The organism is Streptomyces sp. NPDC096205 (assembly GCF_044763135.1).
Classification (GTDB): Bacteria; Actinomycetota; Actinomycetes; order Streptomycetales; family Streptomycetaceae; genus Streptomyces.
The window spans coordinates 403565-418529 of the sequence record NZ_JBIWFS010000001.1 but is presented as its reverse complement, the minus strand read 5'-3'; the positions used below and the strand labels follow the sequence as shown (position 1 = coordinate 418529).

Below are 14965 nucleotides of genomic sequence, written 5' to 3'. Positions count from 1 at the left end.
ATGCTCGCCCTGCTGCACACGTCGCCCGTCCACGTCCCTGTCTTCGACGCCCTGCGCGACGAGACCCACCCGGACCTCGCACTGCGCCACCTCGTCGACGAGGACCTGCTGACCCGGGCCCGCAGCGACGGGCCCGAGGCGGTCGCCGCCGACGTCCGCGCGCTCGTCGAGCAGGCCGTCGCCGACGGCGCCCGAGCCGTCCTGTGCACCTGCTCCACCATCGGCGGCACCGCCGAGGCGGCCGCGGCCTCGGCCGGGGTGCCCGTCCTGCGTGTCGACCGTCCGATGGCCGCCGCCGCGGTCGCGGCCGGCCCGCGGATCGTCGTCCTGGCCGCCCTGGAGAGCACGCTCGCCCCGACAGCCGAGCTGATCGAGGGAGAGGCCCGCCGCGGCGGCCGGCCTGCCGAGGTCCGGCTGGTGCTGGTGGAGGACGCCTGGCCGCACTTCGAGTCGGGTGACACCGACTCCTACCTCCGGCTGATCGCCGCCGGAGCCGACGCTGTCATTGACGCCGACGCGATCGTCCTCGCCCAGGCGTCCATGGCCCCGGCCCAGGCACTGACCACCACCCGCGTCCCGGTCCTGTCCAGCCCCCGGCTGGGTCTTACAGCCGCGGCGCAGGCGGCGAGCAGGGTCTGACCCGGCCAGTGGCGGGGGACCGCCTCGCCCGGCCGGCGGGCGTCGTTGGCTCAGGCGGGTGACTGGCCGGTCCCCGGGCGGGTAACCGGGGGAGTAGTCCAGAGGCCATGTCCGCGCTGTGCCGGAGGACACCATGACCGAGCCGTATCCCGACCCCGTACCGCCGGGTCCCACCCCGGGCCCCGACCCTCAGCACCCGGAGCCGTACCCGGACCCGGTGCCGCCCCCGCCGCCGCCCCCGGGCCCGGGTCCCCAGCCGACGCCTCCGGCGCCGGGGCCCGGCCCTGAACCGACGCCCCAGCCGCCAGGTCCGGGCCCGACGCCCCCGCCCCAGCCGCCGGGCCCTGGCCCGACACCCCCCGTCCCCGGCCCCGACCCGTCGCCCATCCCGCCGGGCCCCGAGCCGGTGCCGAACCCGGAACCCGGACCGCCCTTGTCCTGAGCAGCGCCGGGCCCCGTCTCGTCGGCCCCGGGACTTGAGCAGTGTGCCGCCGTCGTACGCGGGGTCACCCACGTAACCCTGGGGGCCGACGGCCGGCCACGGCTCGCGGTCGGCCCGCAGGATGTTCCTGGCACGAACCGTTCGTCGTCCCGCTCGTGCAGCAGCACGGCCCCACGGCCGACCCAGGCGGCGAACGCCGGACGTTGCCGGGAAGCGGGAAGGACACCTTCAGCACGGCCGCGCCCTCGGCCCGCCGTCCCGGGACGACGAGCCCGACCCCGCCGTGCAAGGACGTCACCGTCCGGCACACACACCCGGCGCACCGGCAACTCGCCGGTCAGCGCAGGCCGTTCGTCCGGAGCCGCCGCCCCGCGGGGCTCCTCAGGCGGAGACCTCCGACCGGTCCCCGCCCCACAGCGTGTGGAACGACCCCTCGGCGTCCACCTTCCGGTACGTGTGCGCGCCGAAGAAGTCCCGCTGCCCCTGGGTCAGGGCCGCGGGCAGCCGCGTGGCGCGCAGGCCGTCGTAGTAGGCCAGCGCCGCCGAGAAGCCGGGTGTCGGCACGCCCTGGCGGGTCGCGGCGACGACGACCTCGCGCCAGTCGTCCTGCGCGGCGGCGATCTCCCGGGCGAAGGTGTCGTCGGACAGCAGGCTCGGCAGGTCGGGGCGCGTGTCGTACGCCTCGCGGATGCGGTCCAGGAACGCCGCCCGGATGATGCAGCCGCCGCGCCAGATGGAGGAGACCTGGCCGAGGTCGATGTCCCAGCCGTACTCGTCGCTGCCGGCGGCGATCTCGTGGAAGCCCTGCGTGTACGACACGATCTTCGAGGCGTACAGCGCCTGCTCGACCCGGTCCGCGAAGGCGCCCGCCTCGGACTCGCTCAGCGGCGACGCCGTAGGACCGGCCAGCCCCCGCGAGGCGGCCCGCAGGGCGGCGTGCCCGGACAGCGAGCGTGCGAAGACCGCCTCGGCGATGCCGGAGACCGGCACGCCCAGGTCGAGCGCGATCTGCACGGTCCAGCGGCCCGTGCCCTTCTGCTCGGCCTGGTCCACCACCACGTCCACGAAGGGCTTGCCCGTCGCCGCGTCCACGTGCGACAGCACCTCGGCGGTGATCTCGATCAGGTACGAGTCCAGCCGGCCCGTGTTCCAGGTGCGGAAGATCTCCGCGATCCGCGCGGGCTCGTAACCGGCGACGTCGCGCAGCAGTTGGTAGGCCTCGCCGATCAGCTGCATGTCGGCGTACTCGATGCCGTTGTGCACCATCTTCACGAAGTGCCCGGCGCCGTCCGGCCCGACGTGCGTCACGCACGGCGCCCCGTCGGCGGCCTTGGCGGAGATCTTCTCCAGCATGGGGCCGAGGGAGTCGTACGACTCGACGGGCCCGCCCGGCATGATGCTCGGCCCGTGCAGCGCGCCCTCCTCGCCGCCGGAGACGCCCATGCCGACGAAGTGGATGCCCTGCTCGCGCAGGTCCCGCTCGCGGCGCCGCGTGTCCGCGAAGTGCGCGTTGCCGCCGTCGATGATCATGTCGCCGGGTTCCAGGAGCGGCGCGAACTCCTGGATCACCGCGTCGGTGGGGTCACCGGCCTTCACCATGACGACCAGGCGGCGGGGCCGCTCCAGGGCTGCCACGAACTCCTTGGCGGTCTCGGCCGCGATGAAGTCGCCCTCGCCGCCGAACTCCTCGACCAGTGCGTGCGTACGCGCGGCCGTCCGGTTGTGCACGGCGACGGTGTAGCCGTTGCGCGCGAAGTTGCGGGCGAGGTTGCGGCCCATCACCGCGAGCCCCGTGACGCCGATCTGGGCTGAAGTGCTCATATCGCCTGCTCCTAGAGATATCGGTGCTGATTGCCGGGCGTGACCGTCAGTATTGCCGTCTGGGACCGTCCCCCCGCGCCGATACGCCGATACACCGACAGTTCATGACGTCCGTCGCGGCTCAATACGGACTCGGCACGGCCCCCGTCTCAGCGGCGGCATCGAGGGGCGTCGCCAACAAGGGGCCCATCCCGGCCACTTGGAGTGACGGCACGACCGATTGCCGTCTTGTCATGGCCTGTTCGGCACCTCTACTTTTGGCCCTCCTGACGCTTGTCGAGGGGGCACCCCATGGCCGTACGCGGCCGGCACCGCCGGTATCAGCCGAACAGGATCAACCGGGCCTCGCTCACCGTCACGGCCGGCGGCGCCGGAATGGCCCTCCCGCTGGTCGGTGCCGGTGTCGCCCAGGCGGCCGACGCGGAGACCTGGGAGAAGGTCGCCGCATGCGAGTCGAGTCACGACTGGAACATCAACACGGGCAACGGCCACTTCGGCGGCCTGCAGTTCACCCAGTCCACCTGGGAGGCCTACGGCGGCACCGCGTACGCGCCCCGCGCCGACCTTGCGAGCAGGGAGCAGCAGATCGCGGTCGCCGAAAAGGTCCTCGACGCCCAGGGCCCCGGCGCCTGGCCGGTGTGCTCGCAGCGCGCGGGGCTGACCCGCGGCGGCGAGAGCCCGGGCGTGCACCCCCAGCAGGCGAAGACCTCCGTACGCGATGTGCAGCCGCAGAGCACGCCCCAGTCACGGGCGGGCCGGGCCGAGATGTACACCGTGGTCCGCGGCGACACCCTGTCGGGGATCGCCGACCGCGAGGACGTCCGCGGCGGCTGGCAGGGGCTGTACGCCACCAACCGTACGACCATCGGCTCCGACCCCGACCTGATCATGCCGGGCCAGCGGCTGAGCCTGGACGGCCGTGCGGGCGGCACCCGCACCGACCGCGCGGCCCCGCAGCAGGACCGCGCCGAGCGCAAGGCACCGGGGAAGCAGCGGTCCCAGCCGGAGAAGCAGCGGTCCCACTCGGGGGCGCAGCAGTCCAAGCCGGAGCAGCACCGGTCCAAGCCGGAGAAGAAGCAGTCCAAGCCCGCGCCCGAGTCGCGCAAGACGTCCCGGTCCGCCGAGCGCGGGGCGTCTCTCGTGGCCCCCGTCGACGCGCCCACCGGTACGCCGTACCACAAGGCCGGTTCGTCCTGGTCGAAGGGCTATCACACGGGCGTCGACTTCCCCGTGCCGACCGGCACGTCCGTCAGGGCGATCGGCGCCGGGCAGGTCGTCAGCGCCGGGTGGGGCGGGTCCTACGGCTACCAGGTGGTGCTGCGGCACGACGACGGGCGCTACTCGCAGTACGCCCATCTGTCGGCGATCGGCGTGCGGGCCGGGCAGAGCGTGGGTGCGGGCCAGCGCATCGGCCGCTCGGGGTCCACGGGCAACAGCACGGGCCCGCATCTGCACTTCGAGGTGCGGACCGGGCCCGGCTTCGGCTCCGACGTCGACCCGGTCGCCTACCTGCGAGCGGGCGGCGTCAGGATTTGACACGCGTCCGGTGCCGGTCGAGCACCGGCAGCGGGACGTACGGCATGGCGTAGGCGGGGAGGAGGGCGACCGGCCTCTCCTCCTGCGACAGGTCGTCGAAGGCGCCCGCCGTGAGCGGCGCCGGCCCGAAGGGGTCCTCCACCAGCGCGGGAACGGTCTCCTCGACGGTGACCCGCTGCGCGAGCACGACCGGCTCCTCGACGGGGGCCCGCCGCGCGACCACGACCGGCTCCTCCACGGGGACTTGCCGCGCGCCCCCGGCCGGCTTCTCCGCGGGCTCCGGCACCGCGGCCGCCACACCCTCCGTGCGCGCGATGCGCTCGGTGGTGAGCAGGATCAGACCGCCCGCCGCCACCACACCGCAGCTCAGGGCGAGCACGGTGCCGGCGGTGCCGTAGCGGAAGGTTTCGCCGAACATCGTGATGCCCACCGCGGCCGCCACCACCGGGTTGACCACGGTCAGCGTGGCCAGCGGGGCGGCGAGCCCGGCGCCCCGGTAGGCGGCCTGGGACAGCAGCAGACCGGCCGTGGCCAGCACACCGATGGCGCCGAGCGACGGCAGGTCGGCCGCGCCGAGGCCGCCGGACCAGTCGACCGCGACGGTCTTGGTGAACACCGACGAGATACCGAAGGCGATACCGGAAGCCGTGGCCAGGACCATCGAGCGCACCGCCGGGTGCCGGTGCGCGGCCCGCCCGGCCACCGTCAGCGCGGCGACCACGCCGCCGGTGACGACGAAGACGGCGATCCGGTCCGGCCCGTCCAGCGAATGCGCCCCGGAGGCGCCGACCAGGGACAGCAGGCCCGCCAGGCCGACCGTCGCCATGATCGCGCCCCGCCAGGCGGTGGCACCCGCCTTGCGGCCCACGAACATCGCGGCCATCGGCAGCGCGAACACGATGGTCAGGGCGCCGAGCGGCTGCACCAGGCTGAGCGGTCCGAAGGCCAGCGCCACCACGTGCAGCAGTCCGCCGAGGCCGTTGAGCCCGACCGCGCCCCACCAGCCCGGCCGGCGCAGCGGTGCGTACTGCTCGCCGGAGGTCTCCGCCACGCGCTCCTGCACGATCGCTCCGCCGGCGTACGCGACGGCGGACACGAACGACAGCAGCACGGACAACGCGAGGGCGCTCATCGGCTGCTCCTCTGCGTGAGGCGGGGCTGTACAGCCCCACGCGGCGAACAATCGGCTTCCATGAACAACACGATGCCCTCTTCCGCTGTTCCCGTCGTCGTCCCTGAGCACCCAATGGCTCGTACTACCGATGGAGTACGCAGGTGATCCCGTCCTCCCCAAGGCGGGTTACAGCGGCCGGACACCCTGAAGTTCCACCCCCTAGGTGACTTGGTACTACTGCTGTTCGTGGACCTCGACCCCTCACTCGCCGCTCTGCGACCGCTCGGCGCCTTCTTCACCGTGCGCACTCTCCTAGGTTCGGCAGGAGAGACGCCCCGCCGCTCGCCGACACTCGCGCACGCCTACGGATTCGTAACATCCGAACTTTGTGTGAATCCACTGACTTTTCGGGTGGACAAGGTCGCCGCCGCCCTGCGCGCGCCCGAGCCGCGCATCGCCGCGTCGGTGGCGCATCTCGGGCTCGCGGCGCGGCTGTGGTCGATCGCCCTGGGCTGCGCCGTCCGCTACGGCCGGCTCCCCGATCTCGACCCGCGCCTGCTGCACTGGGACCCCGACGCAAGCGCCCCCGACGAGCTGTGGCTGGCCGAGCTGCGGCCCGGGCCGCCCGCCGACGCGGCCGCACTCGCGGACGCCGTCCTGCTGGGGCATCTGGAGCCGCTGGCCGCCGCGCTGCGCGCCGAGCACCGGCTCGCGCCGGGACTGCTGCGGGGCAACGCGGCCTCCGCGCTGGCCGGAGCCGCCCGCGAGGTGGATCGCTGGGCGCGCGCGGAGGGCAGCCCCGCCACCGGCGAGCGGGCCCGCGCCCTGGCCGCCGAGCTGCTCGGCCACCCCCTGCTGGCCGGCACCGGCACCCTCACCGGCACCTCCTTCCGGCGGCGCAGCTGCTGCCTCTACTACCGGCTTCCCGGCGGCGGCGTGTGCGGCGACTGCTGTTTCACCACGCCACCGCGCCCACCCGGACCATCGCGCTCTTCCCCGCGCGCCGCATCTGGGTGACCATGAAGATCCGTAAGCGAACAACTGGGGGTCATGGTGCGTGTGGGACTGCTGACACGGGAGTATCCGCCGGACGTGTACGGCGGGGCCGGCGTCCATGTCGAGTTCCTCGCCCGGGAGTTGAGGCCCCTGGTCGACCTCGACGTGCACTGCTGGGGTGAGGGCCGGACAGAGGAGGTGACGCGGCACAGCTCCTGGTCCGCGCTCGACGGCGCCAACGACGCGCTGCGCACCTTCTCCGTCGACCTGGCCATGGCGTCCGCGCTCCAGGGCCGTGAACTGGTCCACTCGCACACCTGGTACGCCAATCTCGCCGGCCATCTCGCCAAGATGCTGTACGGCATCCCGCATGTGATGACGGCCCACTCGCTGGAGCCGCTGCGCCCCTGGAAGGCCGAGCAACTGGGCGGCGGATACGCCCTGTCGAGCTGGGCCGAGCGCACTGCGGCCGAGTCGGCGGACGCGCTGATCGCGGTCTCCGGGGCCATGCGCCAGGACATCCTCGACTGCTATCCGGCGCTCGACCCGGACAAGGTGCACGTGGTGCACAACGGCATCGACACCACGCTGTACCGCCCGGACCCTGGCACCGACGCGCTGGAGCGCCTCGGGCTCGACCCGCGGCGCCCGTACGTGCTGTTCGTCGGCCGGATCACCCGGCAGAAGGGCGTGCCCCATCTGCTGCGCGCGGTACGGGACATCGACCCGGCCGCGCAGGTCGTGCTGTGCGCGGGCGCGCCCGACACTCCGGAGATCGACCGTGAGTTCCGTGAGCTGTACGAGGAGCTCAGCCGGGTCCGCGACGGCGTGTTCTGGATCCCGAAGATGCTGCCGCGCCCCGAGGTGATCCAACTCCTCACCCACGCGGTGGTGTTCGTGTGCCCGTCGGTCTACGAGCCGCTGGGGATCGTCAACCTGGAGGCGATGGCGTGCGGCACGCCCGTCGTGGCGTCGCGGGTCGGTGGAATACCTGAGGTCGTCGCCGACGGCGAGACCGGTCTGCTGGTGCCCGTCGACGACGACTTCGAGGCGGGTCTCACGCGCGCCTTGGACAGCGTTCTCGCAGATCCGGGGGGTGCCCGGCGCATGGGCGAGGCCGGACGGGCGCGCGCGGTGGGGGAGTTCGGCTGGGACGCCGTCGCCCGGCGCACCGCCGACCTGTACAGGAAGATCCTCGAACAGGCTTAGCCGTCACCGCCCGGGGGCAGGGACATGAGGCAACGACGGTGAGGGGAGCGGCGATGCGTCGTGGGGGACCTTCTGTTCTCGGGATCGTGCTGGCGGGGGGCGAGGGCAAACGCCTGATGCCGCTGACCGCGGACCGTGCCAAACCGGCGGTGACGTTCGGTGGCACCTACCGCCTCGTGGACTTCGTCCTGTCCAACCTCGTCAACGCCGACATCCTGCGCATCTGCGTGCTGACGCAGTACAAGTCGCACTCGCTGGACCGGCACATCACCACCACCTGGCGGATGTCGAGCCTGCTGGGCAACTACGTCACACCCGTGCCGGCCCAGCAGCGGCTCGGCCCGCGCTGGTACCTGGGCAGCGCCGACGCGATCCTGCAGTCGCTGAACCTGGTCCACGACGAACAGCCCGAGTACGTCGCCGTGTTCGGCGCCGACCACGTCTACCGCATGGACCCGCGCCAGATGCTGGCCCGGCACATCGAGGCCGGTGCTGGGGTGACGGTGGCCGGGATACGGGTGCCGCGCGCGGAGGCGTCGTCGTTCGGGGTGATCTCACCCGGCTCGGACGGCCGTACCGTCGAGCGGTTCCTGGAGAAGCCCGCCGACCCGCCCGGACTGGCCGACGCCCCGGACTGCGTGTTCGCCTCCATGGGCAACTACATCTTCACCACCAAGGTGCTGATCGAGGCGCTCCAGCGGGACGCCGAGGACCAGGCGTCCGTGCACGACATGGGCGGCTCGATCCTGCCCCAGCTCACCCACCGCGGCGAGGCCCAGCTGTACGACTTCAGCGACAACCACATTCCCGGCGAGACCAGCCGCGACCAGGGTTACTGGCGGGACGTGGGCACCCTGGACGCGTACTACGACGCCCATATGGACCTGATCGCCGAGCGCCCGGCGTTCAACCTGTACAACCGCCAGTGGCCCATCTACACCCACTCCAACCAGCTCTCGCCCGCCCGCTTCAACGCGGGCGGTATAGCCGGCGAGTCGATCATCAGCGCGGGCTGCCTGATCCGCGGCCAGGTCACCCGGTCGGTGCTGTCGCCCGGCGTGGTGGTCGACCCCGGCGCGGTGGTGCAGGGTTCGGTGCTGCACGACAACGTGCACATCGGGCGGGGCGCGGTCGTGCGGGGCGCCATCCTCGACAAGAACGTCGAGGTACCGCCGGGCGCGACCATCGGGGTGAACCCGGAGCGGGACGCCGAGCTGTACAGCGTCTCGAAGAACGGGGTGATCGCCCTGGGCAAGGGCCAGCGCGTGACATGACTTTACCGGCTGTTAACTGTACGTAGCCTGATCGTGCTTGACCGTAATCGCCCGCGCGGGTTTGACTGCTGACTCACCCGTCGTCGACGCGAGGCAAGCCCGTGACGTCCGATCCGCTCGCACCCCTCGACCTGGCGTTCTGGAACATCGAGTCCCCCGAGCACCCCATGCACCTGGGCGCGCTCGGCGTCTTCGCGGCCCACTCGCCCACCGCGGGCGCCCACGCCGCCGACCTCCTCGCGGCGCGGGCCGCCGCGGTGCCCGGCCTGCGGATGCGCATCCGCGACGCGTGGGAGCCGCACCTGCTGCTGCGCCCGTCCACCTTCGGCGGCGCGGCCCGTGAGCCGTACCCCGGCTTCGACCCGCTGGACCATGTCGTCCTGCACGCCCCGGCCGACGACTTCCAGGCCGCCGCCGGGCGGCTCATGCAGTGCCCGCTGGACCGCGAGCGGCCGCCGTGGGAGGCGCACGTCCTGCCGGGGGAGGACGGCGTGTCCTTCGCCGTGCTGTTCAAGTTCCACCACGCCCTCGCCGACGGACTGCGCGCGCTCACCCTCGCCGCCGCCGTCCTGGACCCCATGGACGCGCCCGCCGCCCGGCCCCGCCACGCCGAGGAGCCCACGGGCGGCGGCCTCCTGCCCGACGTGCGCCGGCTGCCCGGCCTGGTCCGCGGCGCCCTGTCCGACGTGGGCCGCGCCCTCGACATCGGCGCCTCCCTCGCGGTGTCCGGCCTGGCCGTGCGCTCCTCGCCCGCGCTGACCGCCGAACCGTCCGGCACCCGCCGTACCGCCGGAGCGGTCGTCGACCTCGACGACGTCCACCGCATCCGCAAGAGCGCCGGCGGCACCGTCAACGACGTCCTCATCGCAGTCGTCGCCGGCGCACTGCGCCGCTGGCTCGACAAACGCGGCGACAGCAGCGAGGGCGTCGCCCCGCGCGCCCTGATCCCCGTCTCCAGGCGCCGCCCGCGCACCGCCCACCCGCAGGGCAACCGCCTGTCCGGCTACTTGATACGGCTCCCCGTCGGCGACCCCGACCCGCTCGGCCGGCTCGACACCGTCCGTACGGCGATGGACCGCAACAAGGACGCGGGGTCCCACCGCGGCGCCGGTGCGGTCGCCCTCCTCGCCGACCACGTCCCCGCCCTCGGCCACCGTCTCGCCGGCCCCTTCGCCGGCCAGGCCGCCCGCCTCTGGTTCGACATCCTGGTCACCAGCGTCCCCCTGCCCGGCATCCCCCTGCGTCTCGGCGGCCACGAACTCACCGCCGTCCACCCGTACGCCCCCCTCGCCCAGGGCCAGTCGCTGGCCGTCGCCGTCTCGACGTACCGGGGGAAGGTCCACTACGGCCTGGTCGCGGACGCCAAGGCGGTCCCGGACCTGGAGAACCTGGCCGAGGCCCTGTCGGCAGAGGTGGAAACGCTGCTCGCGGCATGCCCCTGAGGGGCACGGGGAACGGCGCGACCGGCCCACCACGACCGGCAGCCCGAGGACGTGACCAGCCCCTCACGGCGCGACTCGGTTTTGTCAGCACGGCCCTCCGCTCCGTAGAATCCCCCGTTCGAACAGGGCGACGAGGGAAACAGGAAACGCGGCCATGACGGTGACAGAGGACGGCACGACGACCACGGACGAGGTCGTGTACGGCCCCGGCATCGACCCCGACCGGCTCGCCGTCTGCCTCAGCGTGCTGGAGGAGCTCGACAAGCTGGACGTCGACCACCCCGACGCGATCAAGGTGCGCCGAGCCACCTCGCACATCTACCGCACGGTCAAGCAGCGCCGCAGGCAGGAGCGCCGCGCCGCCAAGACTGCCCACGACAAGGCGGTCACCGAGGCCACCGCCACCGGCTCCGCCCAGCGCATCGACGACGAGACCGAGGGCATCCTGCCGTCGTCGCGCACCGAGGAGGGGCGGATCGCGGGCATACTCCAGCGCCCGCGCTCCTGCTACACCTGCAAGGGCCGCTATGTGGAAGTCGACTACTTCTACCACCAGCTGTGTCCGGACTGCGCCGAGCTGAACCGCGGCAAGCGCGACGCGAGCGCCGACCTGACCGGCAAGCGCGCCCTGCTCACCGGCGGCCGCGCCAAGATCGGCATGTACATCGCGCTGCGGCTGCTGCGCGACGGCGCCCACACCACGATCACCACACGGTTCCCCAAGGACGCCATCCGCCGCTTCAAGGCCATGGACGACTCCGCGGACTGGATCCACCGCCTTGAGGTCGTCGGCATCGACCTGCGCGACCCCGCCCAGGCCGTGGCGCTGGCCGACCAGGTCGCCGAGCAGGGCCCGCTCGACATCCTGATCAACAACGCGACGCAGACCGTACGCCGGCTGCCGTCCGCGTACGCCGCCCTGGTCGAGGGCGAGTCCGCCCCGCTGCCCGCCGGTGAGCTGCCCCCGCACCATGTGATCGGCGCCTTCAACTCCGGCGCGGTCGACGGCCTCGCCGCGCTGCCCGTCGGCACCTCCGGGCTGGACGCGCAGAAGGTGGCCGACCTGGCCCTGGTCGCGGGCAACGCCAGCATCGAGCGCCACCTCGACGGCACCGCCATCGACGCGGGCGGACTGCTGCCGGACGTCGTCGAGAGCAACACCTGGGTGCAGACCATCGAGCAGATCTCCCCGGTGGAGCTGCTCGAGACGCAGCTGTGCAACTACACCTCGCCCTTCATCCTGATCAGCAAGCTGCGCTCGGCCATGGCGCAGGCCGCGCGCAAGGCGCACAGCAAGCGCGCGTACGTGGTCAACGTCTCGGCGATGGAGGGCGTCTTCGGCCGCGGCTACAAGGGCGCGGGGCACCCGAACACCAACGCCGCCAAGGCCGCGATGAACATGGTGACCCGCACCAGCGCCCAGGAGATGTTCGAGTCCGACGGCATCCTGATGACCTCGGTCGACACCGGCTGGATCACCGACGAGCGCCCGCACTTCGACAAGCTGCGCCTGGCCGAGGAGGGCTTCCACGCGCCCCTCGACCTGGTCGACGGCGCGGCCCGGGTCTACGACCCGATCGTGCGCGGCGAGGCGGGCGAGGACCTGTACGGCGTCTTCATGAAGGACTACGCGCCCGGCAAGTGGTGAGCCGGGGGGCCGTGCCGGCTCAGAAGGGCCTCGCGCTGTCCGCGAGGTCCGACCAGGCCAGTGCGAAGATCAGCGCGGCGATGGCGAACAGGACGGCGCCGACGGCGAGCGCGTAGAAGAGGACGGTCTTCGCGAGCTCCTTGTGCTCGGCGAGCGTGCGCGGGCGGCGCGGGGGCAGCTCGGTCTGACTCATCTGCGCCTCCTTCGGTGAGGCAGCCTGCCGGGCGTCCGAGGGCTTTTGGGCGCCGGGTCCGGGCAGTTCCCATGCTCGCACCGCGTCCCGCCGTACGCCCGGCGGGCCGGATCAGTCCACCGCGCCCAGCCGGGAGTGCCGGGCCGCGAGCAGTTCCAGCAGCGTGCGCCAGTCGTCGAGGACCCCGGCGTCGAGGTCCGGGACACGCGCCGCGTCGTGCGCCTGCCGCAGGCTCAGCACGTCCTCCCCGAGCGGACCGGCCCCCGGCCCCGTCCCGGCCGCCCGGTGCAGTCGTACGAGACGGAAGACGCGGTCGCCGAGCAGCGGCCGGACCGCCTCCGCCGCCAGGTCCGCGTGCCCGGGGTGGTCACCCGGTTGCAGTACCCGGCCGAGCTCATGCACCAGCCCGGCGACCTGGAGCTCCTTGTCGGCGGGGCGGCCGCGGCGCAGCAGGGCCGCCGTCTGCAGGGAGTGCTCGTGCAGATCGACGGGGTCGCCGGGGGTGCGGACGCCCCGGCACACGCTCAGCAGGTCCATCAGCTCGTCGACGCCGCGCAGCTCCATGCGTCCGTCCTCCCGCGAGACAGCCGTAGGGGTACGCCAGCAGATCATGGCTAGTTTTCGGCCGAGCCAACGGCACCTGAACGTCATGGCCGGGGCGAAATTCTGTTCGATGTGCTGGGCTGAACGAGTGGCCGCAAAGCCACTCTTCGTGTATCAAAGCGGGAGGAAATGCTCGCCCTCTGAGGCTGTCCGACTTCGGATAGTTACTCGATGTTTTCAGCCCAGTCGAGCGGGCACCCGCTCAGATGGTTATCCTGACTCGGACGGACAGCACAGCGGGTCCCACCCACACCCACGGTCCGTCCCGGGAACAGCCGGTCCATCACGGTCTGCTCTCGCACCGAAAGATCGACGCCACCGCGTCCGGACGGTTTTCAACCAGACCCGAGCGGGCGTCAGGTGCCGAGCGCGACCTGACCGACTGCCCGAGGGTGACCCGACACATAAGGAGTGCGCGGTGACACCGGAGAAGACGAATCGCGACCAGCGCCCCAAGGAACGCACGGACCGTACCGGCCGCAGGCCCGACGAGCTCGGCAGCCTGGACGTGTGGGCCCGCTCGGCCCCCATCCGGCTCGCGGGCTACGAGGACGACCTCGCCGAGCCCCACATCCTGCCCAGCGTGGACTGAACAGGCTGTCCGTCGTCGCCGGTACGGGCGTGCAGCGTGCATGCCCGTACGGGGTTCAGCTGATCCGAGCCGTCCGCTCCCACGCATGCAGCTTCTCCAACTGCCCCGCGACCTCGAGAAGTTCCGCCTCCGACCCCGGCCTGCCCACCAGCTGCACGGCGCAGGGCGCGCCCGAGGGCAGGGTGCCGAACGGCACCGCCGCCGCGGGCCAGCCGGTGAGGTTCCACGGCGGAGTCATCGGCGAATAGGCGCTGTTCACCGCGATGTTGCGCAGCCAGCCCCGCTCGTGCCACGGCCCGGCCTTGGGGGAGCGGCGGGCCAGCGCCGGCATCAGCAGCACATCGTGCTCCGCGAAGAACGGCTCCAGCCGCCGCCGCAGCGCCGCACGGCTCTCCCCGCCCCGCACCCCCGCCACGAAACGCCGCCCGAGAGCGGCATGCACCCGGGTGCGCCGCGTCAGCAGCCGCGGATCGAGGCCCTGCGCGTCCACCGACGTGCCCGCCGTCCAGTGCGCGAGCGCGGTGAGGCTCAGCGACAGGGGATACGGCGGATCCGCGCGCCGCACCCGATGTCCCGCCACCGCCAGCAGTCCGGCCGCCTCCCGCACGGCGTTCGTATACGGCCTGGCGATCGCGACCCCGGCCAGCGGGCTGCGCAGGGACACCGCCACCGAGCGCGGCGCGGGCTCCTCGCTGTGCGGCACCTCCGTGTCCGCGAGCACCGACAGCATCAGCCGCACGTCCTCGACCGTCGTGGCGAGCGGCCCGTTCTCCGACATTCCGAACCAGTCGCCGTCGCCGATCCCGGCCGGTACGACGCCGTGTCCGGGCTTGATGGTGACCAGCCCGCAGTTGGCGGCCGGAATGCGCAGCGAGCCCATCCCGTCGTTGCCGAGCGCGATCGGCGTGAACCCGGCGGCGACGGCGGCCGCGCTGCCGCCGGAGGAGCCGCCCGCCGTGCGCGAGGTGTCCCACGGGTTCCGGGAGGTGCCGTGCACGCCCTCGGTCGTACCGAAGACGCACAGCTCGGGGACGTTGGTCAGCCCCACCACGATCGCGCCCGCCGCTCGCAGCCGGGCGACCGTCACATGGTCCTCGTCCGAAGGCGTCTCCGGTGTCGCCGCCGAGCCGACCCGCATCGACTCGCCGCGCACCGCCAGATTGTCCTTCACCGCCACCGGCACCCCGGCGAGCGGCAGTTCGGCGAGGTCCGCCCAGGCGCCCACCTCGTCCGCCTCGGCCAGGGCCGCCCCGGCCCGCACCACCCGGAACGCCCCGATCCGCCCGTCCAGCCGCTCGATCCGCGCCAGATGCTCCGCCACGACCTCCCGGGGCGTGACCCGCTTCTCCCGCACAGCGGCAGCGATCTCGACGGCGGTCCGGCCCACCCAACTGGTCACGACGGCTCCTCGGGGCTACTGGTGAGTATGCACGGAGAACTGTGCCGGTAGGCGGGG

The 14965-nt window shown here is 72.9% G+C and carries 12 protein-coding genes and 3 pseudogenes; 9 read left to right on the top strand and 6 right to left on the bottom strand.

All coding sequences use genetic code 11. The features are described from left to right. The gene (locus tag ACIQ6Y_RS01920; RefSeq protein WP_404031457.1) at positions 1 to 639 is read left to right on the top strand and encodes an aspartate/glutamate racemase family protein; all 639 of its coding nucleotides are present in this window, start codon (positions 1 to 3) and stop codon (positions 637 to 639) included. A gap of 469 nt (positions 640 to 1108) precedes the next feature. On the opposite strand, the pseudogene ACIQ6Y_RS01915 reads toward ACIQ6Y_RS01920, so the two are convergent. Together ACIQ6Y_RS01915 and gndA are read right to left on the bottom strand one after the other, a co-directional pair. Further along, positions 1109 to 1464 (bottom strand): annotated as a pseudogene (locus ACIQ6Y_RS01915) (hypothetical protein); the annotation flags it as partial. Next, a complete protein-coding gene (gene gndA, locus ACIQ6Y_RS01910) occupies positions 1463 to 2902 on the bottom strand; it encodes an NADP-dependent phosphogluconate dehydrogenase (RefSeq protein WP_404031454.1) in 1440 nt (479 codons plus the stop codon). The gene gndA and the pseudogene ACIQ6Y_RS01915, both read right to left, overlap by 2 nt. A 291-nt stretch (positions 2903 to 3193) precedes the next feature. Between gndA and ACIQ6Y_RS01905 the strand changes: the two are divergent. After that, positions 3194 to 3484, top strand: a pseudogene (locus ACIQ6Y_RS01905) (transglycosylase family protein); the annotation flags it as partial. 129 nt (positions 3485 to 3613) lie between these two features. Beyond that, a pseudogene (locus ACIQ6Y_RS01900) lies at positions 3614 to 4438 on the top strand (peptidoglycan DD-metalloendopeptidase family protein); the annotation flags it as partial. On the opposite strand, the gene ACIQ6Y_RS01895 reads toward ACIQ6Y_RS01900, so the two are convergent. After that, positions 4428 to 5570, bottom strand: coding sequence for a DMT family transporter (locus ACIQ6Y_RS01895; RefSeq protein WP_404031452.1), 1143 nt, complete (start codon positions 5568 to 5570; stop codon positions 4428 to 4430). The pseudogene ACIQ6Y_RS01900 and the gene ACIQ6Y_RS01895 overlap by 11 nt on opposite strands. Positions 5571 to 5780: 210 nt before the next feature. On the opposite strand from ACIQ6Y_RS01895, the gene ACIQ6Y_RS01890 reads away from it, so the two are divergent. The 5 genes from ACIQ6Y_RS01890 to ACIQ6Y_RS01870 all read left to right on the top strand — a co-directional run bounded on the left by ACIQ6Y_RS01890 (position 5781) and on the right by ACIQ6Y_RS01870 (position 12121). Then, on the top strand, positions 5781 to 6569 hold the full coding sequence (locus tag ACIQ6Y_RS01890) for a (2Fe-2S)-binding protein (protein ID WP_404031450.1): 789 nt from the start codon (positions 5781 to 5783) through the stop codon (positions 6567 to 6569). A gap of 42 nt (positions 6570 to 6611) precedes the next feature. Further along, positions 6612 to 7757 (top strand): glycogen synthase, encoded by a 1146-nt coding sequence (gene glgA, locus ACIQ6Y_RS01885; RefSeq protein WP_404033645.1) that lies wholly within the window; start codon positions 6612 to 6614, stop codon positions 7755 to 7757. A gap of 53 nt (positions 7758 to 7810) precedes the next feature. Next, the gene (gene glgC, locus ACIQ6Y_RS01880) at positions 7811 to 9031 is read left to right on the top strand and encodes a glucose-1-phosphate adenylyltransferase (protein ID WP_404031447.1); all 1221 of its coding nucleotides are present in this window, start codon (positions 7811 to 7813) and stop codon (positions 9029 to 9031) included. Between the two features lie 101 nt (positions 9032 to 9132). Continuing rightward, complete coding sequence (locus tag ACIQ6Y_RS01875; protein WP_404031444.1) at positions 9133 to 10473, top strand: wax ester/triacylglycerol synthase family O-acyltransferase; 1341 nt, start codon at positions 9133 to 9135, stop codon at positions 10471 to 10473. 154 nt (positions 10474 to 10627) lie between these two features. Further along, a complete protein-coding gene (locus ACIQ6Y_RS01870) occupies positions 10628 to 12121 on the top strand; it encodes an SDR family NAD(P)-dependent oxidoreductase (protein ID WP_404031442.1) in 1494 nt (497 codons plus the stop codon). 19 nt (positions 12122 to 12140) lie between these two features. Here the strand turns inward: ACIQ6Y_RS01870 and ACIQ6Y_RS01865 are convergent, their stop codons facing one another. Both ACIQ6Y_RS01865 and ACIQ6Y_RS01860 read right to left on the bottom strand, forming a co-directional pair. Continuing rightward, positions 12141 to 12314, bottom strand: coding sequence for a hypothetical protein (locus ACIQ6Y_RS01865; protein ID WP_404031439.1), 174 nt, complete (start codon positions 12312 to 12314; stop codon positions 12141 to 12143). A gap of 111 nt (positions 12315 to 12425) precedes the next feature. After that, positions 12426 to 12878 carry an HD domain-containing protein gene (locus tag ACIQ6Y_RS01860; RefSeq protein WP_404031436.1) on the bottom strand — a complete coding sequence of 151 codons (453 nt, stop codon included), beginning with the start codon at positions 12876 to 12878 and terminating at the stop codon, positions 12426 to 12428. A 457-nt stretch (positions 12879 to 13335) separates the two neighbouring features. Between ACIQ6Y_RS01860 and ACIQ6Y_RS01855 the strand changes: the two genes are divergently transcribed. Beyond that, positions 13336 to 13509, top strand: coding sequence for a hypothetical protein (locus ACIQ6Y_RS01855; protein WP_404031434.1), 174 nt, complete (start codon positions 13336 to 13338; stop codon positions 13507 to 13509). A 55-nt stretch (positions 13510 to 13564) separates the two neighbouring features. Here the strand turns inward: ACIQ6Y_RS01855 and ACIQ6Y_RS01850 are convergent, their stop codons facing one another. Beyond that, positions 13565 to 14908 carry an amidase gene (locus ACIQ6Y_RS01850; protein ID WP_404031432.1) on the bottom strand — a complete coding sequence of 448 codons (1344 nt, stop codon included), beginning with the start codon at positions 14906 to 14908 and terminating at the stop codon, positions 13565 to 13567. Between the last annotated feature and the right edge of the window lie 57 nt (positions 14909 to 14965).